This window comes from Nitrospira japonica, assembly GCF_900169565.1.
Lineage (GTDB): Bacteria > Nitrospirota > Nitrospiria > Nitrospirales > Nitrospiraceae > Nitrospira_C > Nitrospira_C japonica_A.
The window spans coordinates 3,237,097-3,261,683 of record NZ_LT828648.1 but is presented as its reverse complement, the minus strand read 5'-3'; the positions used below and the strand labels follow the sequence as shown (position 1 = coordinate 3,261,683).

Here is a 24,587-nt window from a genome sequence, read left to right as displayed (position 1 = left end):
ACCATGGATTTGATCCCTGTCGATCGTATCGGGCGGCCTGACGCTCCATCCAGGCTTCAGAGCGCTGATGGACTGTCCTCTTCGGACATGTCACGGCCCAGGCTCCCTGCGTGGTTCCGTGTGCAGGCGCAGACCGGGCCCGATTACCTATACATCAAGCGGGTGCTGGAGGAACTCAAGCTTCACACGATTTGTGAAGAAGCCCGTTGTCCGAATCGATGGGAATGTTGGAACGCACGGACCGCCACGTTTCTGATCCTGGGGGATATCTGCACCAGGCGGTGCCACTATTGCTCGGTGCAGACCGGTAAACCGTTGCCACTCGATTTGAAGGAGCCGGGGCGGGTGGCCGAAGCGGTTCGGGCTCTGGGTCTACGGCACGTGGTGGTGACGTCCGTAAATCGTGACGAGTTGTCGGATGGAGGCGCAGGGATGTTTGCGGCGACGATCCGCGAGACGAGACGACTCAATCCCGATTGCACGATCGAAGTATTGATTCCGGACTTTGGCGGTGATGCGGCGGCGCTCAACGAGGTCTGTTGCGCGCGGCCGGACATCCTGAACCATAATATCGAAACGGTCGCCAGGCTGTTTCCAGCCATCAGGCCTCAGGGCAAGTATGGGCGGTCGATTGAAGTGCTCCGGCAGGCCAAGCAGCAGGGCATGACGACGAAGTCCGGCCTGATCGTGGGTATGGGGGAGACGCTCGACGAGGCTCGTCAGGTCATGCGTGATTTACGAAGCGGCGAGTGCGATATTTTGACGATCGGACAATATCTTCAGCCGACCAAACAGCATATACCGGTTGAGCGATTTTACGAACCGGCGCTCTTCGATGCGCTGAAGACGGAGGCGCTGGCTTTGGGCTTTCACCATGTGGAATCCGGACCGTTGGTGCGCAGCTCCTACCATGCGTCCGATCATGCAGGCCTTGACCGCAACCAGGAGTGAAATAGTTCAGGAAGAACTTGATGTATTCGGTATAAATGATGCTATTCGAGGTAAACGATTCGTGCTGGCGATACTATTGTGGAGGGTCTGACCTCCGCTGATGGCCGCCAGGCTGTGCTTGCAGCCGTGTCATGACCATCTGTTGTCCACGGGTGATTTGTTCGGAGGTCATCTGCTCCATGACATACTCACGGGCATCAGACGCCTTGCGCTCTCCCTGGGCCACCGCTAGACTGAACCAGAAATAAGCCTGAACCGGATCCGGCGCCATCCCTTGCCCGTTCATATACATGATGCCGAGATTGTATTGCGCGCGAGGCTCCCCGCGCTCTGCGGCCTGGGTGTACCATCGCAAGGCCAAGGCGTCGCTCTGCGGAACTCCTAAGCCCTGATCGTACAGTAATCCCAGGTTGTACTGGGCACGCGCATCACCGAGGTTGGCGAGCGCTTCCAGTTCTTTGGCGCTCTTTTCGTAGTTTCCCGAGGTATAGGCCTTGTCGGCGCGGCGGTCTTGGCAGGCCGTAAGAAGCAGGGAAGAAAGGGTCCAACAGATCACGAGCAAGGCGGAACCGAAGTGGGAGCGTATCATGGGTTCAACAATCCTGATGATCAAGAATGGCCGGCAATGTGCTCGCCACGGTAATGAGAAACGCGAGGGAAGTCAAATGTCGGTGAGACCGATGATCGTTGTGCACGAGACATAAATCACCCGTACCGTTCAGACGCGACTCGTCCGCTCAAGCAGGTCGGACCGGTCGTGTATACAGAAGCGGTTGTGCGTGCTAGCATGAAGTCGATCATGAGCCCGGTTCTGTGGCGCCGCCATGTTTAGGCCGGTCCCCGTCACGGTGCGATTCCGCGGCGTCCCGTTGTGGCTCATGGCTGCGGTCTTTCTGTCCCTCGCGCTGCTATTGTCCTTTCTGCTGCTGCTCAGCCTACAACAAGACCAGCGACTGCTGCAGGATTTCTCCAAGGATGGATCGGTTCCTACGAAGCATTTCGCCGCGCTGTGGCAATCACGCCGTGACTTGGTGTTAGTGGCATTGCTGGTGTTCGTCGCGGCCGCGGGAGCCATCGGCGCCGTCATCGCATTTCTGCACTACGATAGCGCACGGCGCACGCTGGAGGCGGTCAAAGGGTTGGCCCGCAATATTCTAGAGAGTATTCCCACCGGGATCCTGACCCTGAACCAGAGCGGAATTATCACCGCCGTCAATCCGGCGGCCGAGGTCGTCCTGACGCGTTCGTCAGGGGACTTGCTGGGATGCGCGTATGAATCGGTTTTTGCACCGGGAGACGTGATCCGCCACGTGCTGGACACCGCCTTGCGAATGCAAGAGCACGTGCGTCAACAGGATCTGCCGTATCAGGGACGAGACAGGGAATCGCGCACGATCCGCGTGACGACGGCCGAACTGACCGGCGACGACGGACTGTCGGCGGGGATCATTCTCCAGGCACAGGATGTGACGGACTGGCTGGCGCTGGAACAGCGGCTGCGCGTGGCCGAAAAGTTGTCGGCGCTGCATACGTTGTCCGCGGGGGTGGCGCACGAGTTGCGCAATCCATTGAGTGCTGTGGATCTCAATCTGCATCTCTTGGAGGATGAACTGGCCAGGCAGGCTGGGCTACGGGAAGATGCGGATCACTACATTCGGATTTTGAACGCGGAGTGCCGCCGCATGTCGGCCATTTTGGACACCTTCATGAAGTTTGCCGGCCCCGGTTCACACGGACTGCATGAGGTGGACGTGCCGTCGGTCATCGACTACATCATGTCACTGATGCGTTTCGAAGCGGACGAGCGGAGTATCCGGCTGGAGCATCTGGTGGAAGACGGATTGCCTCCTGTATTGGGCGATGAGACGCAGATCAGTCAGGTGCTAGTGAACGTGATGGCGAACTCGTTCCATGCCATGCAGAGCGGCGGCCGCTGCCGTGTTGAAGCCCGCTGCCGTCGCGGAAACGGTCAGGAATGGGTCGATATTACGGTCAGTGATACCGGCAGCGGGATCAAAAATGAAGACATTGCGCATCTGTTCGAACCCTTTTACACCACGAAATCGGAGGGGAGTGGTCTTGGCCTTGCGATCGCCTACAGGATCATGCACGACCACGGCGGGACGATTCACGTGTCGAGCGAGTACGGGCAGGGGACGATCGTCTTGCTGCAATTCCCTGCGGAAACCGGCCAATTGCGCTCCGTAACGGTGACGGCATGACCGATCGAGCGGGGATCATCGTGGTCGATGACGAGATCAACATTCGAAATGCCCTGGTCACCGTTCTGTCGAAGCAGGGGTACGACGTCCGGGGTGTTGGGTCGGGGGAGGAGGCATTGGAAGAACTGACCCGCTGCGGCGCGGAATTGGTCATCACCGATCTGAAAATGCCGGGCGTGGGAGGCATCGAGTTTATCCGTCGTCTGAAGGCCGCATGGCCGGAGACCGAGGTCGTGGTCATGACCGCCTACGGTTCCATCGATACGGCGGTGGAAGCGATGCGGTCCGGCGCCTATGACTACCTGACCAAGCCCATCGATCGTGAACGGTTTCCCCTGGTCGTCACCAAGGCGCTCGAACGGCGGGCTCTGGCCAACGAGAACAAACAGCTGCGGGATCGCCTCGAAACCAGAGTTCGCTACGACCAGATGGTGGGCGAAAGCGAACCCATGCAGCGTGTGTACAGCCTGGTCGAGATGGTGGCCGATAGCGGCGTGACCGTTTTATTGACAGGGGAGAGCGGCACGGGCAAGGAACTCGTGGCCAGGGCCATCCATCACAAGAGCGCCAGAGCCGACGGCCCGTTCGTCACGCTGAACTGCGGGGCGCTTCCGGAGAACCTCTTCGAAAGCGAACTGTTCGGCTATGAAAAAGGCGCCTTCACCGGCGCGACGACGACGAAGGTCGGGCGGTTCGAACTGGCGGACAACGGCACCTTGCTGCTCGACGAAATAGGGGAGTTATCGCTGAAGTCCCAGGTCGACTTTCTGCGCGTGCTGGAAACGAAGGAGTTTCGACGGTTGGGCGGCACGAAGGTGATCAAGGTGGACGCCCGCATCGTCGCCGCCACGAATCGGAATTTGGAAGAAGCCGTCAAACAAGGCGACTTTCGAGAGGATTTGTATTACCGGCTGAATGTCGTCCCGATTCGCCTCCCGCCTCTGCGCGAGCGTGGCGAGGACATTCCGCTCCTGGCCGAGCGCTTTCTCCGGGAGTTCTCCGCACAGCATCATCGGGACCTCAAGGAGATCTCACGGGATGTGATGCGTCTGATGCGGCTTTATGCCTGGCCCGGTAACATTCGGCAGTTGAGAAATTTGATGGAGCGGCTCGTCATCACGGTCAAGGAGCCGGCGATCCAGCCGGAACATTTGCCGGAAGAGATTCAGGCGAGTCAGGAACATGCACGCACGATGGTCGTGACGCTCGGCACCTCGCTCAACGACATTGAACGAGAAGCGATCAGGCGGACATTGGCCGAAGTCGTCAATCATCGCGAGAAAGCGGCAAAACTCCTCGGTATCAGCCTCCGCGCGCTTCAGTACAAGATCAAAGAATACGGCATCCGTGAATAGCCCGCCGCCCGCTCGTACCGTGACAGATTGATTGCGCCTGCAAATTTTGCAGGAGAATTTTCCCGCAAGAACGAAAACCTGCAATTCTTGCACGAGCCACGGAAGTGGCATTTTGCCACGACTCTCCTCTCTTGTTTATCTCGTCCAAATGCATCGTCTTCTTCACAACTTCTTAGTCAGCCCATGTCCGACTATTCCAGGCACCGTCCCTGCAGGGTGGAAGGGATCTGGGGGAATCGATGTCGACCGAATGGATCAACCGCCTTACAACGCTGCAGCGGACCCTGACGGTCTGCCCGACCAATGGGAGCGCGCGCTGTGAGTTGGCCTCCCTGCTTGAACGTCTGAACCAGTCTGAGGAGGCGCTGGTCCATTGGAAAATGTTGTTGGCCGCGGATCCCAACAGTCTTCAGGCTCGCGAAGGTATCGCTCGCTGTGCACCAAAGGTTGGACGTCCGTTGCAGTCCCCTTCATGAGAATGCGCAGGCAGGTGTTGTAAGGAGAATCCGTGGCGGTGATCTACCGTCAAGGGCATGCGGGTGTTCTGGAAGGGCTGAGACCGTGTACGTTCAGCCGGATAGGATTGCTGTTGGCCGTTAGGCTGACATATGACCGTTGGAATCCCGAGTAAGGAGACAAAGAGATGAGAATCACTCGACGCGTTTCCAGTGGAATGATGGCATTGGTGCTAGGCTTCGCTACGCCGGTGCTGGCTTCTTATGAAGCGATGACCGTCTCGGACGGAGGAGCCATCACGGGCACAGTGAAACTCGATGGGACGGTGCCCAAACCCAAGGGCTACAACCTGACGACGTTGCCCGATCCGTTCTATTGCGGTCGCATCTCCGATGGACAGGGTTGGCGGATCCTACAGCCGTTCAACGTCGGGCCGGCCGGCGAGTTCCGGGACGTCGTGGTGTATGTGGAGGGAATCGACAGGGGCAAGCCTTTCGACGACGCGGGTGCGCCGCAGATAGAAGCAAAAGACTGTCTGTTTCTGCCCTTCACCACGGTCGTCCGCGATGACCAGTCGGTGACCGTGGTCAACATGGATCCAGTGATGCATGACATTCAGGCCTATGAAACCTCGCATCTCGGCGCGCGTGTGTTGTTCAACGTCCCCTTGCCGATGAATCCACAGCACCCGCGTAACTTCAAAGATCGCAGCGAAATCGGGTTGTACCACAAGCACATGGCGGGTCCGCCGATGAAACAATTGGTCAACCTGAGCAAAGGCCGCCGCATCTTCATGATGCAGTGCGGATTTCACGTCTACATGGAGAGTTGGGGGTTGGCGGTGACCAATCCGTACTTTGCCAAAACGGACGAGCAGGGGAGGTTCACTATCACCGATGTGCCGCCGGGCACGTACAAGCTGTCGGTGTGGCACCCTTACATCCGAACGGTGATCGAGCAGACCGTGACCGTAGAGCCCAAAGGCACCGCAGAGGCGGGGCTCGTGGTGCTGGCCCCGACCGGTCGACTCTATGCCAACGAGGTCTTGGACCATGAATATGTGCGATATAGCGTGACCGAGGATGCAAAGAAAGAAATCGAACCGATGATTCAGAAGCAGGGTCATTGATCAGGGGAACTGATTCGAAGATCCCCCGCAACAGGGCCGCCCGTTCCAGGGTGCAGGGCCTCCGGTTCGTCGGGAACATGTAATCGATGACCATTTTGCTGACAGTCATTCTGGTGGCATACGCCGCCGGTATGGTTCTTCCCCTCATCATTCCCGGCAAGCCCGATATTCAGAATGTTCTCGCCCATGCCTGTGCAGGCGTTGCTACTGGAACGGGGTTGGTTCTAGGCGTTGCCGGCATCGTTGCTCAGGCGCCGCTTACTCTCGTCTCCTCCTCGACGATGCCCCTTTTGACCTTCAGCATTCGCCTGGATGCGCTGGCGTCGTTCTTCCTCCTGACCGTCTCTCTCGTGGGTCTTGCCGCGGCAATCTATGCCGTCGGGTATCTGCGGCATCTTTCCGGACGCGCGTCCCCCGCCGTTTTGGGCGCTCTTTTCAATGCATTTCTTTGTGCCATGACGCTCGTCGTGCTTGCCGATGACGGATTTCTATTCTTGCTCGCATGGGAGCTGATGTCGTTGATCTCCTACTTACTCGTCGTCACGGACCACGGAGATCCGAAGGTGCGGCACGCGGGGTTCCTGTACCTGGTCATGACGCATATTGGCACCGCATTCATTGTCGTGACGTTCATTCTGCTGTTCCAGCAGGGGGAAACATTCTCGTTCGACGCATTCCGTCATCCCGAACGGGCGCTATCTGACGGGGTGCGGACGGTCGTCTTTCTGGCGGCTCTGATTGGATTCGGGGTTAAGGCGGGGATCGTGCCGCTACACATCTGGCTGCCCTACGCGCATCCGGCCGCCCCGTCACATATTTCGGCCCTCATGTCCGGCGTGATGATCAAGACGGCGATCTACGGCCTGCTGCGTGTCTCGTTCGATTTTCTCGGCGGTCAGTTTCCCTGGTGGTGGGGGTTCACGGTCCTGGTCATCGGCGCGGTATCCGCCGTGCTTGGGGTGATGTATGCCCTCATGGAACATGATGTCAAACGGCTCCTGGCCTATCACAGTGTGGAAAACATCGGGATCATTCTCCTCGGCATCGGCGCCGGGATGCTGTTTCACACCTATGGGCTGGAAGCGTTGGCAGCGCTTGGTGTGCTGGCAGGTCTGTACCACACGGTCAACCACGCGGCGTTCAAGGCCCTGTTGTTCCTCGGGGCGGGGGCGCTGCTCTCCGCCACCCATAGCCGCAATATGGAGGAGTATGGCGGTCTGCTGCGCCGCATGCCCTGGACCGGAGCGTGCTTTCTCGTCGGTGCGGTCTCCATTTCGGCCTTGCCGCCTACCAACGGCTTCGTGAGCGAATGGTTGGTCTTTCAAACGCTTTTCCAATGCGTTCAAGTCCCCTCGCTCTTGATGAAGCTCATGCTGCCGCTCGCCGCCGCGCTGCTCGCCCTGACCGGAGTCTTGGCCCTGGCCTGTTTCGCCAAGGCGTTCGGCATTTCTTTCCTGGCTCTGCCTCGCAGCACCCATGCCCGCTATGCCGAAGAAGTGCCGTGGAGCATGCGGATTGGGATGGTGATCCTGGCGGCGACCTGTGTCCTGCTCGGATTGGCGCCCATGGTCGTCGTGCCGCTGCTGGATCGCGCGATTCAGCCGATGATCGGCGGCTCGGTCGCCCATCAGATGCTCGCGCCGGACGGGTGGACGCTGATTCCGGTCAGCGCCGAGTTTTCGAGCCTGTCGCCGCCGGTGTTGGCGCTGATCCTCGCCGGATCCGCGGCCGCGGCGCTGGTGCTCACCACTCTGGCGGGCGGCCGGCGCAAGAACCGGCGCGCCGGAACTTGGGTGTGCGGCCTCAATCTCTCACCTCGGATGCAATATACGGCCACCGGTTTCGTCCAGCCGATCAAGCGAGTGTTCAGCACGATCTATCAACCGACCGTCAAACTTGAAACCGAGTTCTTGCATGAATCGCAATATTTCGCCAAGCGCCGGCACTTCACCTTTCGTATCGAGCCGGTATTCGAAATGTATCTGTATCAACCGGTGGCCACTCTGGTTCATGCGCTGGCCGGCCGGCTGCGGGTGATCCAGGCCGGAAGTCTTCATGTGTACCTCGCCTATATGTTCGTCACGCTCGTGCTGCTGTTGCTGATCGCCTTGTGACGGAAGCGATGTCGATACCGACCATTCTGCAAGCCATCGCCCTTTCCGTCGCTCAGGCGATCATCCTGTCGATCCTGGCGCCCTTCATCGTCGGGCTCATCCGCAAGCTGAAAGCCAGGCTCCAATGCCGGCGAGGGCCGAGCCTGTTCCAGCCGTACGCGGACCTGGCCAAGCTGTTCAGGAAGCAGCCGGTGGTCTCCACGACCGCGTCGTGGATCTTCACGGCGACGCCCTACATCGTCTTCGGCTCCACGCTGACCGCCGGGCTGTTGGTGCCGGTGTTCGTCTCGCAGGTTCCCCTCGGCTTTGCGGGCAACATCATCGCGCTCGTCTATTTGTTCGCTCTCGGCACCTTCTTCCTGATCCTGGCCGGGCTCGATGCCGGATCGGCCTTCGGGGGCATGGGCGGCAGCCGAGAGGCGATCGTCGCCTCGTTGACCGAGCCGGCCACGATCATGTCGATCTTTGCGATTGCGCTGACAGCAGGATCGACTAATCTCAGTACCATCGTTCACAGGACTGCGTTGTTGGAGGGAGCGACCGATCCGGTGCCGCACCTGATGGCGCTTGCGGCGCTCTTCATCGTCACCCTGGCGGAAACGGGCCGCGTCCCCGTGGACAATCCGACCACCCATCTTGAACTCACCATGATTCACGAAGCCATGATTCTGGAGTATTCCGGGCGGTACCTGGCCCTTCTCGAATGGGCTGCAGCCATCAAGCTGTTGGTGTTCTTGACGCTCATCGCCAACGTGTTCGCCCCTTGGGGCATCGCCACGTCGCCGACGCCGCCGGCGCTCGCGATCGGCGTGGCGGTCTACGTGGCGAAGGTGTCGGTCCTGGCGGCATCGATCGGCCTGATCGAGTGTCTGTTCGCCAAACTGCGCCTCTTCCGCGTCACCGATCTGCTCGGCGTCGCATTCATCCTGGCGCTGCTGGGGTTGTTGTTCTTTTACATTTTGCAAGGCTGACCATGTCCTGGCTCACCCCTCATGTCGGCGCACAGCTCGTGGATCTCGGGTCGGCCATGCTGCTCCTCACGTGTTTTGCGATCGTGGCCCAGCGCCGGCTGTCCGCCTGCGTCGATCTTTTCGCCCTGCAATCCTTCTTTCTCGCCATGACGGCGGCGCTGGTGGCTTTCCTGACCGGGACGCGGCACATCTACGTCGCCGCGGCCCTGACGGTGGCGGTCAAGGGCCTTGTCATTCCACATGTGCTTCGGCGGGTCATCGAGCGCCTGAACGTGACCCGCGAACTCGTCATGAACGTCAACGTGCCGGCGAGTCTGCTGATCTGCGGCGCGCTGGTGATGCTCGCCTTTTTCATCACGCAACCCATCATCTCGTTCGGCCATCTGCTGACCCGCAACTCGCTGGCCATCGCGTTGGCCATCGTCCTGATCGGCTTCTTCACGATGATCGCGCGGCAGAAGGCCGTCACCCAATTGATCGCGTTCCTGGTCATGGAGAACGGGCTGTTTTTGGGCGCGACCGCTGCGACGTACGGCATGCCGCTGATCGTCGAGTTGGGCGTCTTCTTCGACGTGCTGGTCGCGGCGTTGATCGCGGGCATCTATACGAACCGGCTGCAGGACGCGTTCGACAGCGTGGACACCAGCCGTCTCAGCGAGTTGAAGGAATGAGCGCCGCGATGACGACCGTCGCCGTCGCCGTGCTTCTGTGTGCGCCGTTCACGGCCGGATGCTGGAGTCTGTTCATCCGGACGTCGCGGCAGCTTCACCTGATCAACCTGGGCAGCATGGGTCTGCTGGTGGCCGCGGAAATACTGATCGCCCGAACGGTTCTGATACGAGGCGCGGTGACGGCGTTCGATGAGTTGGTCTACATCGATGCGCTTTCGTCGGTCATTTTGTTCATCATCGGAACCGTCGGTCTGGCGTGCTCTCTCTATATGCGATCGTATTTGGATGAGCAGGTGGCCAGGGGAACCATCGCGCCGAACCGCCTGAACATGTTTTTCTTCCTGTTCCACATGTTCTTGCTGGCCATGGTGCTGGCGACGGTCGCCAACAGTCTCGGCGTGCAATGGGTGGCGATCGAAGCCACGACGCTGGCGACGACTTTCTTGATCGCCTTTTGGCGCCGCCGAGAATCGTTGGAGGCGGGATGGAAATATTTGATTCTCTGCTCCGTGGGGATCTCGCTGGCTCTGTTCGGCGTCGTTCTCATGTACTATTCATCTCTCCGCGTGCTCGGCGACGTCAGTTTGGCGCTCAATATCACACAATTGCAGGAGATTGCCGCTCGGCTGGATCCGCATATTGTGAAACTGGCTTTCGTCTTTCTCTTCGTCGGCTATGGCACGAAGGTCGGGTTGGTCCCGATGCACAGTTGGCTGCCCGACGCCTATTCGGAAGCTCCGGCCCCTGTCGCCGCCATGCTCGCGGGCGTCCTGGAAACCGTCGCCGTCTACGCCATCCTGCGAAGCAGGGGCATCGTCGACCAGGCCGTCTCGCCCGAGTTTTCCGGCAACCTGCTAGCACTGTTCGGACTGTTGTCTTTCGCGATTGCGGCCCTGTTCCTGCTCTTGCAGCACAACTACAAGCGGTTGCTGGCCTATTCCAGCATCGAGCATATGGGCCTGGCGATGGTCGGATTCGGAGTCGGCGGACCGGTCGGAACCTTCGGGGGCTTATTCCACCTGGTGAATCATGCTTTTGCAAAGGCACTGGCGTTCTTTGCGGCCGGCAATATCCACAGACGATACAAAACGGTCGAGATCGGGGAGGTGCAGGGGCTTGTCAGCGTCATGCCCGGTTCCGCGTTGGCGCTGATGGTGGCGGGACTGGCCTTGGCGGCCCTGCCGCCGTTTGCGCTCTTTGCCAGCGAAATGCAGATCATTACTGCGCTGGCTTCGTCCGGACTCCCGGGCAAGTGGGGAGGGCAGGGCGTCGGCGGCTCCGTTCTGCTCCTGCTGCTGTGCAGCCTGGTGGCGTTTTCCGGATTTCTCTACCGGATCACGGGTATGGTCTGGGGGCCGGCTCCCCAGGCAGTGGAACAGGGAGAATCCTGGTCGGCCGGGCATTTCTCGCTCCTCTTCCTGGGCCTTCTGCTCGTGGGATTATGCTGGGTCTTGCCCGCACCCTTGCGCCAATTGCTGGAAGCGGCATCCGCTTTGTTGGCTGTCCGATAGCATCAGGAGGCATGATGCTCGGTGATTCTTCAATCCAACGGCAGCTCCGAGAAATCTTTCCGACGCTGTCGCCGGTTCCGTCGTCCCGGGAGGGCGTGATCCATTATCGCGTGGGTCATACGGAACTGCCGGATCTTGCGCGCTATCTACACGGTAAGCCGCGGGGCCGTTTGGCATTGCTGTTCGCCACCGACGGCAGACCGATCGCGGATCGGTATGAGATTCACTACCTGTTTGCGTTGGAATCGTGCCGCCCCTGGGTGATGCTGACGCTGGAGCAGACGGGAAGAGATCGACTCTTTCCATCGATCACACCATCGGTCCATGCGGCGCAATGGTACGAACGGGAGATTCGGGACCAGTACGGGTTGATTCCGGGCGGCCATCCGGATCTCCGCCGCTTGATTCGCCATGAGCACTGGCCGAAGGGAACGCACCCGCTCAGGAAGGATTTTCCGTGGAACCACGTCATGGGAAGGCATCCGGGCGAATATCGTTTTCGGCATATCGAAGGGGAAGGGGTGTTTGAAATTCCGGTCGGCCCGATTCATGCCGGGATCATCGAGCCGGGACATTTTCGCTTCTCCGTGGCCGGTGAACCGATCATGCAGCTCGAAGTGCGCCATTTCTGGAAGCACCGCGGTGTGGAAAAGCTGTTCGAGCAGCAACCGCTGGCGGCCGCGCTGCCGCTTGCCGAGCGGATCTCAGGCGATACCACGGTCGGACACGGCCTCGCGTACTGCCAGGCCGCCGAGGCGCTCATACACATGGGGGTGCCGCGGCGAGCCCGGTATCTGCGCTCGTTCTTTCTGGAACTGGAACGGCTGCACAACCATCTGGGGGACGTGGGGACAATCTGCAACGATACGGCTTACACCCTGGCCCATGCGCATTGCGGACGGATAAAGGAACAGCTCATGCAACTCAACGATCGGCTAACCGGTTCGCGATTCTTGCGCGGAGCCCTCTGTCTCGGAGGAGTGGCCCGCGATGTGGGGCAGAGGAGACTCGACGAGACGGTGGGCGAATTGGACCGGATTGAGCAGGATTTTTCGGAACTCGAGGCCATCATTCTTGCAAATGCCTCCCTGACCGACCGCCTCGAAACCACCGGCGTACTGACGGAACGGATCGCCTGGGACCATGGGGTCATCGGCGTGGTCGGACGGGCATCGGGACTCGATCAGGACGTGCGGCGGGACCGCCCGTTTGCGGCCTACGATGAAGTGCCGGTCAGAGTGGCGCTCTACCGATATGGCGATGTCCGTGCGCGTCTGCGGGTGCGCATGGATGAGATTCACGAATCCATGCGCCTCATCCGGGAGATCGGTCGACTGATTCCCCGAGGAGAGGTCGTCGCTGAGTCAAACAATCTTCCGATACCAGGCGACTGGGCCGTCTCAGCCGTGGAAGGTTGGCGCGGAGAAATTCTCTGCTTCGTCATGGCGGGAGAAGGAGGACAGATCCACCGCTGTAAGGTGCGCGATCCGTCCTTTGTGAACTGGCCGGCCATTCAGTGGGCGGTGACGGGAAACATCATCCCAGATTTTCCACTCATCAACAAGAGCTTCAATCTCTCGTACGCCGGGAACGATCTCTAGTCGGGAGGTGCACATGTTCCGCATCCTGAAGAAGAGTCTCAAGACTGGAGTCGTGACAGGCCGTCATCCCGACGGTCGGGAGCCGGTCGAGGAGCCGACTGCGGATGCCCGTGAAAAAGCCCTGCCGTTCCGACGCTCGCTGACGATCCGGGAAGTCGACACGGGGTCGTGCAACGCCTGCGAGATGGAAATGAACGCTCTGACAAACCCTGTCTATGACATTGAGCGGTTCGGCATCCATATCGCCGCGTCGCCCCGTCACGCCGATGCCTTGGTGGTCACAGGGCCGGTGACCGTGAACATGGAACGGCCGTTGAAAAACGCATACAAACAGACAGCGGATCCGAAGCTGGTGATCGCTCTTGGCGACTGCGCCATCAACTGCGGTTTGTTCAAGGGGAGCTATGCCGTGACCGGGCCGGTCGAGCGCCACGTGCCGGTGGATGTGCGCATTCCAGGATGTCCTCCCAGACCCGAAGCGATTATTCAGGTACTCCAAGATTTGAGGAGGAGGCAACGATGAAAGCGGTTAACCGCTGGAAACATCCTGGAAAGCTCCTCCTTGAAAATCCCCGCTCCGAGCCGGTCCTGCACTTCACTCACGATGTCGATTTCTGTGCGATCTGGCGGTGAACCGCCGGGCTGTGTTAGCGTAGATCCAAAGGGATGCCTACGGACGACAGGAATGCTTAAATGGTGGACGACTGGATGAGATCCGGTACGGGAACCTTTTAAGTTGACATAATAACCCTTATCAGACGCGATAGATTTTCCGAATCATGATGTCCCTGGAATTCATCGGCCGCTTGCAGAAGGAACTATCACTGACCGGCAGCGCGGTCTATGAATCGGTCGTGGCGGTAGCCGAACGCGTCAATCGAAAGGTCCACATCCTGCGCCTCCACAGCCAGGCTGCCCAGCTTCTCAGCCAGATTGAACGCGCGCATGGCGAGCTCGGGCATCGAATTGCCGACGTCGTGTCCGACAAGGTCTCTACGGGCCGCGGCAGCCTTTCGATCGCGCCGGACGAACTTCAGCGGACCCTGGATCAGTCGCTCGGGCGCGTCCGGGATCTCAAGCAGGCCTTGCATCAGGTCGACGGACAGATTCGTGAATTGAAGATGGAAACCATCCACGAAGATCTGCTGACGCTGCAGCGCGACTTGAGCCTGCATTCGGCCGCGCTGGAACGGATGCCGGTGGTCCGGCGCGCTCCCGCCATCGGCAAACATCCCACGGATCTGATGATTCCGGAGTCGGTGCGCTTCATCACGGTGTTTCGCGGACCTTTTCTCATTCCACCGTCCGACTCCCTGGTATTCCAGCCGGATGACGTCGTCGTCATCATGGGAACCCGGTCCGACCTGGACCAGGTGGCGGCTTTGTTCGGCACGCCTCGAAAAGTCAAGCCCATCTACCGCGAGGAGTGATCCCCGACGGGTCTTCCCGTAGGTTTCTGGATTCCCGGTGGTGTACACTGCCGGCACCATGTCGCCGGTCGTTTCCAACCGAAGACGTTCTGTGCTGCCGGCCGTGCTGGCGGCCCTCGTGGTGTCTGCCGTCGCGGTCCGGTGCGCGGACGTACAGGCCGCGGAGGCCGGAAAGACGACCGGTCTGCAGATGCTGGAGGAAATCCAGGCGGTCATCACCGACTTGGCCGAGGCAACCAAACCGTCGGTGGTCAATCTCTTTCCCGTGACGCCGAGCGGCAAAGGACGGGATTTTCTCCAGGATCGAACGCCGAATTCCCCCGGCTCCGGATCCGGTGTTCTGGTGGATTCCGACGGCCATATCATCACGAACAACCACGTGATCGGCGATGCGAGCGAAGTCGAAGTACGGTTTTCCGATAAGTCGAAGCTGATTGCCCAGGTCGTCGGCAAGGATCCGGACACGGACTTGGCTGTCTTGAAGGTCACCTCCGACCATCCCCTCCCCTATGCCAAGTTCGGCGATTCATCCGGCGTCCGCGTGGGGCAATGGGTCTTGGCCGTCGGTAATCCGTTCGGATTGGATCGGACCGTGACCCTCGGGGTGGTGAGCGGGATCGGCCGTGAGAACGTGAATCTGTCGCGGTACGAAAACTTTATTCAGACCGATGCCTCGATCAATCCGGGAAATTCGGGCGGGCCGCTATTCAACCTGCGTGGCGAGGTGATCGGCATCAATACCGCTATCATCAATTTTGCGCAAGGGATCGGGTTTGCGATCCCGTCCAATATGGCCAAGCAAGTGCTGCAACAGCTGGTAGCCCAAGGCCGTGTGGTGCGGGGATGGCTGGGCGTGGGCATCCAGCCGCTCACGCCGGAACTGGCCAGGAAGTTCGGCGTGACGGACAATGAAGGCGTGCTGGTCAACGAAGTATTCGAGAAGGATCCGGCGGCGGTGGCCGGGATCAAACCCGGCGACATCATCACGCGAATCGAAGGGACGGTGGTGGACACCCCTAACCGGCTTTCCCGGGTCGTGGCCGGGCTGCAGCCGGGCGTCATGACCAAAGTCGAAGTGGTGCGGGACAAGAAACGCATGGTATTGGACGTCGCGCTGAGCGAACGGCGGGATCAAGCCGTGGTCGCCTCTTTGCCGCCGTCGCGTACCGACGTCAAGCTGGGACTGGATCTTCAGGATTTGACCGCCGCATTGGCGGACAAGTTTCGGTTGCGGGAAACCCGAGGCGTGTTGATTACCAAAGTGGAGCCGGGAAGCCTGGCCCAATCCGAAGGGCTGCGCGAGGGAGACCTCATCAAAGAAGTCAATCGCGTGGACGTCGGGTCTGTCGGGGAATTCACGGCGGCCATCTCGAAGGTCCGCCGTGGCGAGACCGTCCTCTTGCGTGTGCTGCGCGAAAGCCGGGCATTTTACGTCGTCCTAAAAGCGGGCGATCCCTAAGCGTCGTCACAACGCTGCGACGGTCTGCCGGGCCGCTTTCTGCTCCTCCAGGATCTTCAGGCTGATCTCGCGCGGCACTTCCTCATAGCGCGCCAATTCCATGACATAGCTCCCTCCCCCGCCGGTCAAGGCATTGAGCACGGTGGTATAGGTCATGAGTTCGGACAGCGGGACCAACGCCTTGAGCGACTCGTCGTGTCCTCTCGACTCCACGTGCTGGATTCGGCCGCGCCGGGCGTTGAGATCGCCGATTACCGCTCCGATATGGTCGGCCGGCGCGTCGATTTCCACCCGCATCACCGGTTCAAGAAGGATGGGATGGGCCGTCTCCATCGCTTTCTTGAAGGCCATGGAGGCGGCAATCTTGAAGGACATTTCCGAGGAATCGACGACGTGATACGACCCGTCGTAGACGGTCACGCGGATGTCGACGACGGGAAATCCCGCAAGCGTGCCGTGATGCATCGCCTCCACGACTCCTTTTTCGACGGCCGGAACGAAGTTTCTCGGAATGACGCCTCCCACGATTCGATTTTCGAACGAAAACCCGGCTCCTCTGGCGACGGGGACGATTTCCAACCAGCAATCGCCGTATTGGCCATGTCCGCCGGTCTGTTTTTTGTACTTCCCCTGAGCCTGAGCCGTGGCGCGGATCGTCTCCCGATACGGGATTTTCGGGGTGTGAATTACAACCTCGGCTCCATACTTGCGATGCAATTTTTCCAATGCCAGATCGAGATGGAGCTGTCCCATGCCGCTCAGGACCATTTCCTTGGTGTCCGCGTTTCTTGAGAAGTCGAGCGTCGGATCTTCTTCGATCAGCTTGTGAAGACCGAGACTGACCTTGTCGATATCGGCGCCGGATTTCGGTTCGACGGCGAACGACAAAACGGGACGAGGAAGGGCGGGCCATGCAAGGCGAACCGGAGTACGCTCTTCACACAGCGTATCCCCCGTCTGCGCGTCTTTCAGTTTCCCGATGGCGACGATCTCTCCGGCCGTGGCCGACGACAGAACCGTGTGCTTTTTCCCGAGTAGCGCATACAGATGGCCGCATTTTTCCTTGATCTGTCTCGAGCCGTTAAAAATCATGGAGTCGGTTTGTAACACGCCTGAGACGATGCGCACGTACGACAGTCGCCCGACGAACGGATCGATGAGTGTCTTGAAGATGAACCCGGAAAAGGACGCCGGATTATGGGGCTTGGACGTGACACCATCGGCTCCGTCATGATCTATGTCGCTGAGCGGCATCGCCTGCGGCCGTTCCTCCGGGGACGGAAGCCATTCCTTGATGCCGGCCAACAAAGGTGCGACGCCGATGTTTCTCAACGCGGAGCCGCGATAGAGCGGGACCAATTCCGCCTTGTGCACGCCGATTCGAATGCCGGACGCCAGTTCATCGGCCGTCAGTTCTCCCGCAGAAAGGTACCGCTCCAACAATCGGTCATCCATGTCGGCGACGGCTTCTTGGAGGCGCTTCACGCTCTCGGTGACCTGCGGCACGATCGCGTCAGGCACGGCGCCGGTCTCGCACTTGGGACTGTCGGCTTTGGATCGGATGACCGTGTGACCGAGGAGGTCCACGACGCCTTCCATCGCCGTATCGCGATAACAGGGCAGCGTCATGGGCACGGGACTGATGTCGAGTTCACGCCGGCACGCGGCCAGCAACTCGTCGAGGGGCTTCGATTGAGTCTCGGGTTCGTTGACAAACAGCAGGCACGGCAGACGTCGCTCCCGAGCCCGGGCCCACAGCCGAATCAACTCACTGCGGATGCCGGTATCGGGATTCAGCACGACGATGACGGCGTCCGCGGCTTCCAGCGCCGTCAGAGGCTCGCCGAGGAGACTCAGCGAACCCGGCGTGTCGAGCAGCGTGATGGTTGTCTGATTCCAGGCAAACCGAAGGAGAGCGGTACTGACGGAGCTGCGGTGCCGCTGCTCTTCCGGTTCGAAGTCCGAGACGGTCGACCCTTGCGCGATGGTGCCCAGTTTCGAGACGGCTCCGGCAGAGAAGAGCAAGGCCTCCGCAAGCGATGTTTTTCCTGCCCCCCGGCTCCCGATCACAGCCACATTCCTGAGAGATGCGGTCCGCAGCTCGTTCATGAGGCCCTCCTCTGGGTTGGCCGGAAGCGTCTGGACTTCCGGAGGGATGGATTACAGTTCGATTGCCTCCTCTGGGGTCAGGTCAGTCTTGTCGGATCGATGCAGCCATCCTTGATCGGCAAAACTGACATAGTGTCCGTCACCGATGACGAGATGGTCAAGTACGCGAATGCCGAGAATCTCCCCTGCCGCGACCAGCCTGGCGGTGAGCAATCGGTCTTCCCGGCTGGGTGTGGGATCGCCGCTTGGATGGTTATGGAGAAAGATGACCGCCGCCGCGGACTCCTTCACCGCCAGTGAAAACACTTCTCGGGGATGAACAATACTGAGAGTCAGGCTGCCCTCCGACACCGTGGTCTCCCTCACGATGCCATGTTTGGCGTCTAACAGGACCACCTTAAAGATTTCGTGGCGGAGATCCCGGAGGCTGGAATGAAAGTGATTGAACAGATCCCGGCTGGAAGAAATTCTCGTGCCTTTCGACAAGGGCATCGCCATCGCTCGTCGTCCCAGTTCCAGCGCGGCCTTGAGTTGCGCGGCCTTGGCCTCGCCGACGCCGGGGACGGCGCACAGTTCCTCAAGTCCACATTGGGCCAACCCGCTGAGTCCGCCCACGTGGTGCAGGATGTCCATCCCGACGTCGACTGCCGTGGACCGTTGGCGACCAACCCGCAGCAGGATCGCCAGCAGTTGCGCATCCGTCAGGGCGGCGGCGCCGCGAGCCAAGAGTCGTTCCCGGGGCCGTTCAGCCTCCGGCCAGTGCGAGATACCCATGCCTGTCGCCCTCGTCGGCATTCCTTGGATTTCTGCTTTTCCCGAACAAAAATATGACACGGTGAACGTTTTTGTACCGGGAAAAGAAGCCTTGGATCCCCCTTGGTGGCAAATACGTAGCATCTAAGGTGTTGAAATTACGTATGGGAGCCATGTGGTGTAGCTTTTGCTTAGCCATGCCCGCAGCTGTGCACGTCATCACCTGGGAGGGAACGATGGAATGTCCGAAGTGCAAAGGTCTCATGATGCTGGAGCGGTTCTCGGATTTCTTCCTGATTTTCTACGCCTGGAAGTGCATCAACTGCGGCGCGATCATCGATCGCACGATTTCGAATAATCGGCGTAAGAGCCTTGCCGCACGCGATGCGCAGCCGAGCACGCCGGTGGCGGCTCGATAACGCATCCTCTTCTCGCGGTTGCGAGAGTCATCGAGCCGGTTGTTGTTCCGCCCTGGCGTCTCTCGCCGCACAGGTCGGCCTCACCTCCGCAAATTATAGTCAGCGACGCATACCTCGTCAAAATAACACCATTCATGTGAACCGGATTCTGGCCATGAGCTCGGATGGCCGAATCTGCTCGTCGAAGATTTCCTCGCGCGCACGCTCCTTGACCCCTTCAAAAACGCTATGTTAGAGTCATTCGCTCCTGAGCGTCCTCTCACCTGACTGACTATGCGCATCATCGCCGGATCCCACCGAGGTCGACACTTGTGTGGGCCACAAGGGACGACGCTGCGTCCTACGTCAGATAAGGTGCGCGAGGCGCTCTTTTCCATTCTTGGTGCTCGAGTGTCGGGCAGACGATTTTTGGATTTGTACGCCGGGACCGGGGCGGTCGGAATCGAAGCGATCAGCCGCGGGGCGACGGCGGTCACGTTTGTGGAATGCGATTCTCGCGCACTGCAGGTGCTGCGAAAGAATTTGGCGGCCTGCGGGTTTGAAGACCACGCGCAGGTGAGGGTCGGTCGCACGGAGAATTTCCTGGCGCGGCCCGATTGGTGGGACGGGCCGTACGGCGTCGTGTTTGCCGATCCGCCGTACGCCGATACGCAGGCGATCGAAACTGTGCGGATCGTGTGGGCAACGGAGCTTCTCGCGGAGGACGGAGTGATGGTCATTGAGCAGGACGCCAGGGCCGTGTTGCCGCCGTCGGTGGCGGGCGCGGCGCTGATCCGACGATATCTGTACGGCGATACCGCCCTCTTTCTCTATGGCGCGGCCCCCCGGCCAGGGGGTTCGGCATGAAGATCGCCATCTGCCCCGGCACCTTCGACCCGATTACCCACGGGCATGCGGACATCATTACGCGCAGCCTGCGCGTGTTCGACAAGGTGGTGGTGGCCGTCGCCCCGAACCCCACCAAGCATCCGCTGTTCGACATGGCGGAGCGCGTCGAGATGGTGAAGCTGGTCATGAAGGACCTCGGACAGGTCGAGGTCGTGACCTTTGACGGGTTGCTGGTGGATTACGTTCAGAAGTCCGGGGCGCATGCGATCATTCGAGGCTTGCGCGCAATTTCGGATTTCGAGCACGAATTTCAAATGGCGCTGGTCAATCGCAAGCTGGCGAAGCAGGTCGAGACGGTGTTCCTCATGCCGAGCGAAGAATATTCCTATCTCTCATCGACGATCATCAAGGACATCGCGATGCACGGCGGGTCGCTGACCGCGTTTCTTCACCCGGAGGTGGCGCGGCGCCTCCAGACACGCATACGGAGTCTCAAACCATGAAATTGGCTTCCCGCGTCGGGCGCATTGCTCCCTCCCCCACGTTGGCCATGGCTGCGACGGCGAAAGCCATGGCGGCCCAGGGAATCGACGTGGTCGACTTTTCGACCGGCGAGCCGGATTTCGACACGCCGGACTCGGTTAAGGCGGCGGCGGAGGCGGCGATTCGTGCCGGGTTCACCAAGTATACGCCGTCGTCCGGAACCGAAGAACTGCGCGGCGCCGTCGTCGACAAGCTGCAACATGAGTTGGGCCTTCGGTACGAGAAGTCCCAGGTGCTGATTTCGTGCGGGGCCAAACATTCCTTGTACAACGTGGCGGAGGCGCTGTTGGAAGCGGGAGACGAGATCATCATCCCGACTCCCTATTGGGTCTCGTACTCGGACCAGGCCCTCTTGAATGACGCCACGGCGGTGCTCCTCCCCACCAAGGAGGAAGAGGGCTACGCGATCGACGCCGAGGAACTCGAACGACTGATCACGCCGCGCACGAAAGCGATTCTCGTGAACAGCCCCTGCAACCCGACCGGCGCGACCTACGGCCGAGCGACGCTCGAGGCCATCGCGGCCATTGCGCTTCGGCACGATCTGCTGGTGATCTCGGACGAAATCTATGAGAAGATCGTGTACGACGGGACCGTCCACGTCAGCATCGCGACGCTCGGCGCCGACATCGCCGCCCGTACGGTCATCATCAACGGCGTGTCCAAAGCCTATGCCATGACGGGATGGCGAATCGGATACGCGGCCGGTCCTCGCGAGTTGATCGCGGCCATGGGGAACGTTCAAAGCCAGAGTACGTCGAATCCCTGTTCGATTTCCCAGAAAGCGGCCGTCGCGGCGCTGCGGGACGGCGGTGCCTTCACCGAACGGATGGTCGTGGAGTTCGATCGGCGGCGACGCGTGATTGTGGAAGGATTGAACGCGATACGCGGCGTCTCGTGCCGTATGCCGACCGGTGCATTCTACGCGTTTCCCAATGTATCCGGCGTCCTGGGTCGGCGCGGGCCCGACGGCGTGGTCAAGACGCCAACGGATCTGGCCAACTATTTGCTGAACACCGCGCACATCGCCGTCGTCCCGGGCGAGCCGTTCGGCAGCCAGGCGCACGTCCGGTTGTCCTATGCCACCGGCATGGAGACGATCACACGGGGGTTGGAACGACTTGACAAGGCGTTGGCTAGACTTACCTGATCACGTAGACGAGTGTGTGCTGCACGAGTGAGCGAAGGAGGAATCCTGTGCCGATCTATGAGTATCTGTGCGAGGGATGCGCGTACAAGTTCGAGATCAAGCAAAGCATCAAGGACGATCCGATTGCCGCGTGCGAACGATGCGGCAAGCCGGTGCAGCGGTTGATCTCCTCTCCGGCCATCATGTTCAAGGGCAGCGGCTGGTATGTGACCGACTATTCGGACAAGCTGAAGCCGCCTTCAGCGGGAGGAGAATCCACGGCTGACAAGAAAGAGCCGGCTCCGGCAGCCGCTTCCACGGCGGCACCGACGACGAGTGCGCCTCCGTCGACCAACACCTCGACCGGCACGTCAACGTCCGCACCGGCGCCCACGTCTGCTCCGGCGTCGACCCCGTCCACGACTCCCTCTTCAAAATAACCGGGTATCGGCCGCCTCCGCTATCGCTGGGCGGTTGCCTTGGCGGCCGGCCGTTTCTTGGCCGACGTCTTGACCACCGTCTTGGGTTTCGCCTTGGCGTGTGCTTTGGCCGGTACGGCCTTGCTTGCCCCCGCCTTGGATGTCTTATGGACCCGCTCCTGCAGGGAGGTCACGCTGTTTTGAAGATTGGCGATCATGGCACTCTTGTCGCGGTTCGCACGGCTGAGATCGTCGACCTGGACCTGCAGGTCGTCCTTCACCTTGGCGATGGACGCCAGCTGCGTCTGCAATTGACTCTTCTCGGCAGTGACGGTCTGCAGTTCAGAACGAAGCTGCTCGATCTGGGTTTGGAGCGCCGGCGGCCAGTAGTCGCAGCCAGCCAGGGTCAGCATACAACCGACGGCCAGTATCGCCACGCCATGCTTCATCACCCGTGTCGCCAATGTCATGCCTCTCCTCCTCCGTGCGTTGCTGCGTTCATTGCAGCGGCTGTGGTCTAAGCGGCCAGCACAATCCCGTGTGTCTCTAACACGTTCCGTATCGTCTGTCGAGGGATTGCGCCGTCTCGAACAATCCGGACCGGTTCACGGACATCCACCACGGTGGACGGCAGGCCGCCTGCTGTCCTGCCGGCGTCCAAGATCATATCGACTTCGTGCCCCAACTCCTGTTGCACCTGTTCGGCGGTGGCTGCCGGCGGATGGCCTGATCGGTTGGCGCTGGTTCCCGTGACCGGGCCGATCTGTTTCAGGAGTTCCGTGAGCGAAACGCAGGAACTCAACCGTACGCCGACCAGTCCGCTTCGCGCCGTCAGATTGAGAGGAAGGGACGGATGGGCCGGCAGGAGGATCGTCAGGGCGCCCGGCCAGAAGGCCTCCGTCAGGATGTGTCCGATGCGCGGCATGTCGGCAATTAGCAGGGGAAGTTGGCCGACGTCACCGATCAGCACCAGGATCGGTTTCCCCTCCTCCCGGTTCTTGATGGCCAGCAGACGATCGACGGCCGCGGTATCGAACGGATTTGCGCCCAAGCCATAGAAGGTTTCCGTCGGTATGGCGATGAGGCCTCCGTCCCGTATGACCGAACGAACGGAGGAGGCAAGTGTCGGGATCGTGGCCGGGGACAATGGATGGACGGTGGCCATGAGCCGGTCGGGGCTGCTCAACTGGACGTACGAGGATGCAAGGCTCGATGGGCGATGTCCCGACGGTAGTGACAGCCGTCGAATGAAAGCGCGTTGGCGGCGCGATACGCCGTCTGTTGAGCCGACGCAATGTCGGATCCCAATCCCGTGATGCCCAGGACACGCCCGCCGGCGGTCACGACGGCTTGCTGATCGAACGCCGTTCCTGCGTGGAAGATGACGGCATGCTCCGGGGGGACCTCCGACAAGCCACGAATCGGCACGCCGGTTCGGTATGGACCGGGGTACCCGCCCGACGTCATGACGACGCAGACGGCCGCCTCCTTGCTCCATTCGACGCCAATCTGATCCAGCCGGTGTTCGACGACCGCCTCGATGACTTCGAGCAAGTCCGTCTTCAGCAGCGGCAGGACCACTTGGGTTTCGGGGTCGCCCATCCGAGCGTTGAACTCCAGGACGTACGGCACCCCCTTCACGACCATGAGACCGGCGTACAGCACACCCTGGAATGGGGAGCCGATCCTGGAGAGGTGAGTCACGATGGGCTCCAGGACCTGTTGCCGGACTTGTTCGCGAAGCACCGCCGTGCCGAGCGGCGCAGGCGCATAGGCCCCCATACCGCCGGTATTCAGGCCGGTATCCCCGTCTCCGACCCGCTTGTGATCCTGGGCCGGCGGCATCGGCACGATCGTGCGACCGTCGGTGAAGGCCATGATCGTCAATTCTTCTCCGTCGAGAAATTCCTCGATCAGCACTTCTTTTCCGGCCTCGCCGAAGACGGCCTTCTCCATACAGTCGACGATCGCCTCCCGCGCCTGCTGCCGGTTCGTGGCGATCATCACGCCTTTGCCTTGCGCGAGGCCGTCCGCCTTGATCACCATGGGGAGCGGCTGCTGGTCGGCATACGCGAGCGCCGACGCCGCGTCGGTAAAGCTCTTGGCCCGTGCGGTGGGAATGCCGGCCCGTTGCATGAGCTCTTTGGAAAAACTCTTGCTGGCTTCGAGGCGCGCCGCGCCTTTGGTGGGGCCGAATATTTTCAACCGATGTTTGCGAAACTCATCGGCGATGCCCAGGGCGAGCGGTACTTCCGGTCCCACGACGGTCAGATCGATGTGATTGCGGACGACGAAGTCTTTCAGGGCTTCAACATCGTGAGCGGCAATGGGTACGCAGGTCGCGAGGGAAGCGATTCCGGCGTTGCCTGGAGCGCAAAAGATGGTGGGTTTTCTCGGGCTTTGCCCGAGTGTCCAGACGATGGCATGTTCGCGTCCCCCGCTTCCGACGACGAGAATTTTCACGAAGGCTCACCGTATGACTCTGCACCAGGCGAACACGCGCAGGTGCGGGAGGGA

At 60.4% G+C, this 24,587-nt stretch carries 23 protein-coding genes; 17 read left to right on the top strand and 6 right to left on the bottom strand.

Going from position 1 to position 24,587, the window contains the following annotated elements:
- Window positions 1-3 precede the first annotated feature (3 nt).
- Window positions 4-951 (top strand): lipoyl synthase, encoded by a 948-nt coding sequence (gene lipA / locus NSJP_RS15520; RefSeq protein WP_080887768.1) that lies wholly within the window; start codon window positions 4-6, stop codon window positions 949-951.
- Between the two features lie 73 nt (window positions 952-1,024).
- Here lipA and NSJP_RS15515 read toward each other — a convergent pair whose 3' ends face one another.
- The gene (locus NSJP_RS15515) at window positions 1,025-1,540 is read right to left on the bottom strand and encodes a tetratricopeptide repeat protein (RefSeq protein ID WP_080887767.1); all 516 of its coding nucleotides are present in this window, start codon (window positions 1,538-1,540) and stop codon (window positions 1,025-1,027) included.
- 235 nt (window positions 1,541-1,775) lie between these two features.
- Here NSJP_RS15515 and NSJP_RS15510 point away from each other — a divergent pair, with 235 nt between their 5' ends.
- The 11 genes from NSJP_RS15510 to NSJP_RS15455 all read left to right on the top strand — a co-directional run bounded on the left by NSJP_RS15510 (window position 1,776) and on the right by NSJP_RS15455 (window position 15,870).
- Window positions 1,776-3,173, top strand: a complete 1,398-nt coding sequence (locus NSJP_RS15510) for a two-component system sensor histidine kinase NtrB (RefSeq protein ID WP_080887766.1) — start codon at window positions 1,776-1,778, stop codon at window positions 3,171-3,173.
- Window positions 3,170-4,528, top strand: coding sequence for a sigma-54-dependent transcriptional regulator (locus tag NSJP_RS15505; RefSeq protein ID WP_080887765.1), 1,359 nt, complete (start codon window positions 3,170-3,172; stop codon window positions 4,526-4,528). The genes NSJP_RS15510 and NSJP_RS15505 overlap by 4 nt, the downstream gene beginning before the upstream one ends.
- A 643-nt stretch (window positions 4,529-5,171) precedes the next feature.
- Complete coding sequence (locus NSJP_RS15495; RefSeq protein WP_231989401.1) at window positions 5,172-6,113, top strand: carboxypeptidase regulatory-like domain-containing protein; 942 nt, start codon at window positions 5,172-5,174, stop codon at window positions 6,111-6,113.
- An 86-nt stretch (window positions 6,114-6,199) separates the two neighbouring features.
- On the top strand, window positions 6,200-8,227 hold the full coding sequence (gene hyfB / locus NSJP_RS15490; protein ID WP_080887762.1) for a hydrogenase 4 subunit B: 2,028 nt from the start codon (window positions 6,200-6,202) through the stop codon (window positions 8,225-8,227).
- A gap of 8 nt (window positions 8,228-8,235) precedes the next feature.
- Window positions 8,236-9,198: a respiratory chain complex I subunit 1 family protein gene (locus NSJP_RS15485; RefSeq protein ID WP_080888626.1), complete on the top strand. Its 963-nt coding sequence runs from the start codon at window positions 8,236-8,238 to the stop codon at window positions 9,196-9,198.
- A 2-nt stretch (window positions 9,199-9,200) separates the two neighbouring features.
- Window positions 9,201-9,869, top strand: coding sequence for a hydrogenase (locus NSJP_RS15480; protein WP_080887761.1), 669 nt, complete (start codon window positions 9,201-9,203; stop codon window positions 9,867-9,869).
- An 8-nt stretch (window positions 9,870-9,877) separates the two neighbouring features.
- Window positions 9,878-11,380, top strand: a complete 1,503-nt coding sequence (locus tag NSJP_RS15475; protein ID WP_172834383.1) for a proton-conducting transporter transmembrane domain-containing protein — start codon at window positions 9,878-9,880, stop codon at window positions 11,378-11,380.
- A gap of 11 nt (window positions 11,381-11,391) precedes the next feature.
- A complete protein-coding gene (locus NSJP_RS15470; RefSeq protein WP_172834382.1) occupies window positions 11,392-12,981 on the top strand; it encodes a hydrogenase large subunit in 1,590 nt (529 codons plus the stop codon).
- A 13-nt stretch (window positions 12,982-12,994) separates the two neighbouring features.
- Window positions 12,995-13,504, top strand: coding sequence for an NADH-quinone oxidoreductase subunit B family protein (locus NSJP_RS15465; RefSeq protein WP_080887758.1), 510 nt, complete (start codon window positions 12,995-12,997; stop codon window positions 13,502-13,504).
- 256 nt (window positions 13,505-13,760) lie between these two features.
- On the top strand, window positions 13,761-14,411 hold the full coding sequence (locus NSJP_RS15460; protein ID WP_080887757.1) for a TrkA C-terminal domain-containing protein: 651 nt from the start codon (window positions 13,761-13,763) through the stop codon (window positions 14,409-14,411).
- 37 nt (window positions 14,412-14,448) lie between these two features.
- Window positions 14,449-15,870, top strand: a complete 1,422-nt coding sequence (locus NSJP_RS15455) for a Do family serine endopeptidase (protein ID WP_231989400.1) — start codon at window positions 14,449-14,451, stop codon at window positions 15,868-15,870.
- A gap of 6 nt (window positions 15,871-15,876) precedes the next feature.
- On the opposite strand, the gene fusA is transcribed toward NSJP_RS15455, so the two are convergent.
- On the bottom strand, window positions 15,877-17,979 hold the full coding sequence (gene fusA, locus NSJP_RS15450) for an elongation factor G (RefSeq protein ID WP_080887755.1): 2,103 nt from the start codon (window positions 17,977-17,979) through the stop codon (window positions 15,877-15,879).
- 51 nt (window positions 17,980-18,030) lie between these two features.
- Complete coding sequence (gene radC, locus NSJP_RS15445; protein WP_231989399.1) at window positions 18,031-18,753, bottom strand: RadC family protein; 723 nt, start codon at window positions 18,751-18,753, stop codon at window positions 18,031-18,033.
- A gap of 215 nt (window positions 18,754-18,968) precedes the next feature.
- On the opposite strand from radC, the gene NSJP_RS15440 reads away from it, so the two are divergent.
- The 5 genes from NSJP_RS15440 (at window position 18,969) to NSJP_RS15420 (ending at window position 22,091) form a co-directional block, all read left to right on the top strand.
- Complete coding sequence (locus NSJP_RS15440) at window positions 18,969-19,151, top strand: hypothetical protein (RefSeq protein ID WP_080888625.1); 183 nt, start codon at window positions 18,969-18,971, stop codon at window positions 19,149-19,151.
- 309 nt (window positions 19,152-19,460) lie between these two features.
- Window positions 19,461-19,997, top strand: coding sequence for a 16S rRNA (guanine(966)-N(2))-methyltransferase RsmD (gene rsmD, locus NSJP_RS15435; RefSeq protein WP_172834381.1), 537 nt, complete (start codon window positions 19,461-19,463; stop codon window positions 19,995-19,997).
- Entirely contained in the window at window positions 19,994-20,482 is a 489-nt protein-coding gene (gene coaD, locus NSJP_RS15430) for a pantetheine-phosphate adenylyltransferase (RefSeq protein WP_080887752.1), read from the top strand. Before rsmD ends, coaD begins: the two co-directional genes overlap by 4 nt.
- On the top strand, window positions 20,479-21,672 hold the full coding sequence (locus NSJP_RS15425; RefSeq protein ID WP_080887751.1) for a pyridoxal phosphate-dependent aminotransferase: 1,194 nt from the start codon (window positions 20,479-20,481) through the stop codon (window positions 21,670-21,672). The genes coaD and NSJP_RS15425 overlap by 4 nt, the downstream gene beginning before the upstream one ends.
- Before the next feature lie 47 nt (window positions 21,673-21,719).
- Window positions 21,720-22,091, top strand: a complete 372-nt coding sequence (locus tag NSJP_RS15420; protein ID WP_172834380.1) for an FmdB family zinc ribbon protein — start codon at window positions 21,720-21,722, stop codon at window positions 22,089-22,091.
- A gap of 20 nt (window positions 22,092-22,111) precedes the next feature.
- Here NSJP_RS15420 and NSJP_RS15415 read toward each other — a convergent pair whose 3' ends face one another.
- The 3 genes from NSJP_RS15415 to purD are packed head-to-tail and all read right to left on the bottom strand — an operon-like array spanning window position 22,112 to window position 24,533.
- Window positions 22,112-22,540 (bottom strand): hypothetical protein, encoded by a 429-nt coding sequence (locus NSJP_RS15415; RefSeq protein WP_080887749.1) that lies wholly within the window; start codon window positions 22,538-22,540, stop codon window positions 22,112-22,114.
- A gap of 47 nt (window positions 22,541-22,587) precedes the next feature.
- Window positions 22,588-23,235 carry an L-threonylcarbamoyladenylate synthase gene (locus NSJP_RS15410; RefSeq protein ID WP_080887748.1) on the bottom strand — a complete coding sequence of 216 codons (648 nt, stop codon included), beginning with the start codon at window positions 23,233-23,235 and terminating at the stop codon, window positions 22,588-22,590.
- A gap of 17 nt (window positions 23,236-23,252) precedes the next feature.
- Window positions 23,253-24,533: a phosphoribosylamine--glycine ligase gene (gene purD, locus NSJP_RS15405; protein WP_080887747.1), complete on the bottom strand. Its 1,281-nt coding sequence runs from the start codon at window positions 24,531-24,533 to the stop codon at window positions 23,253-23,255.
- Window positions 24,534-24,587 lie beyond the last annotated feature (54 nt).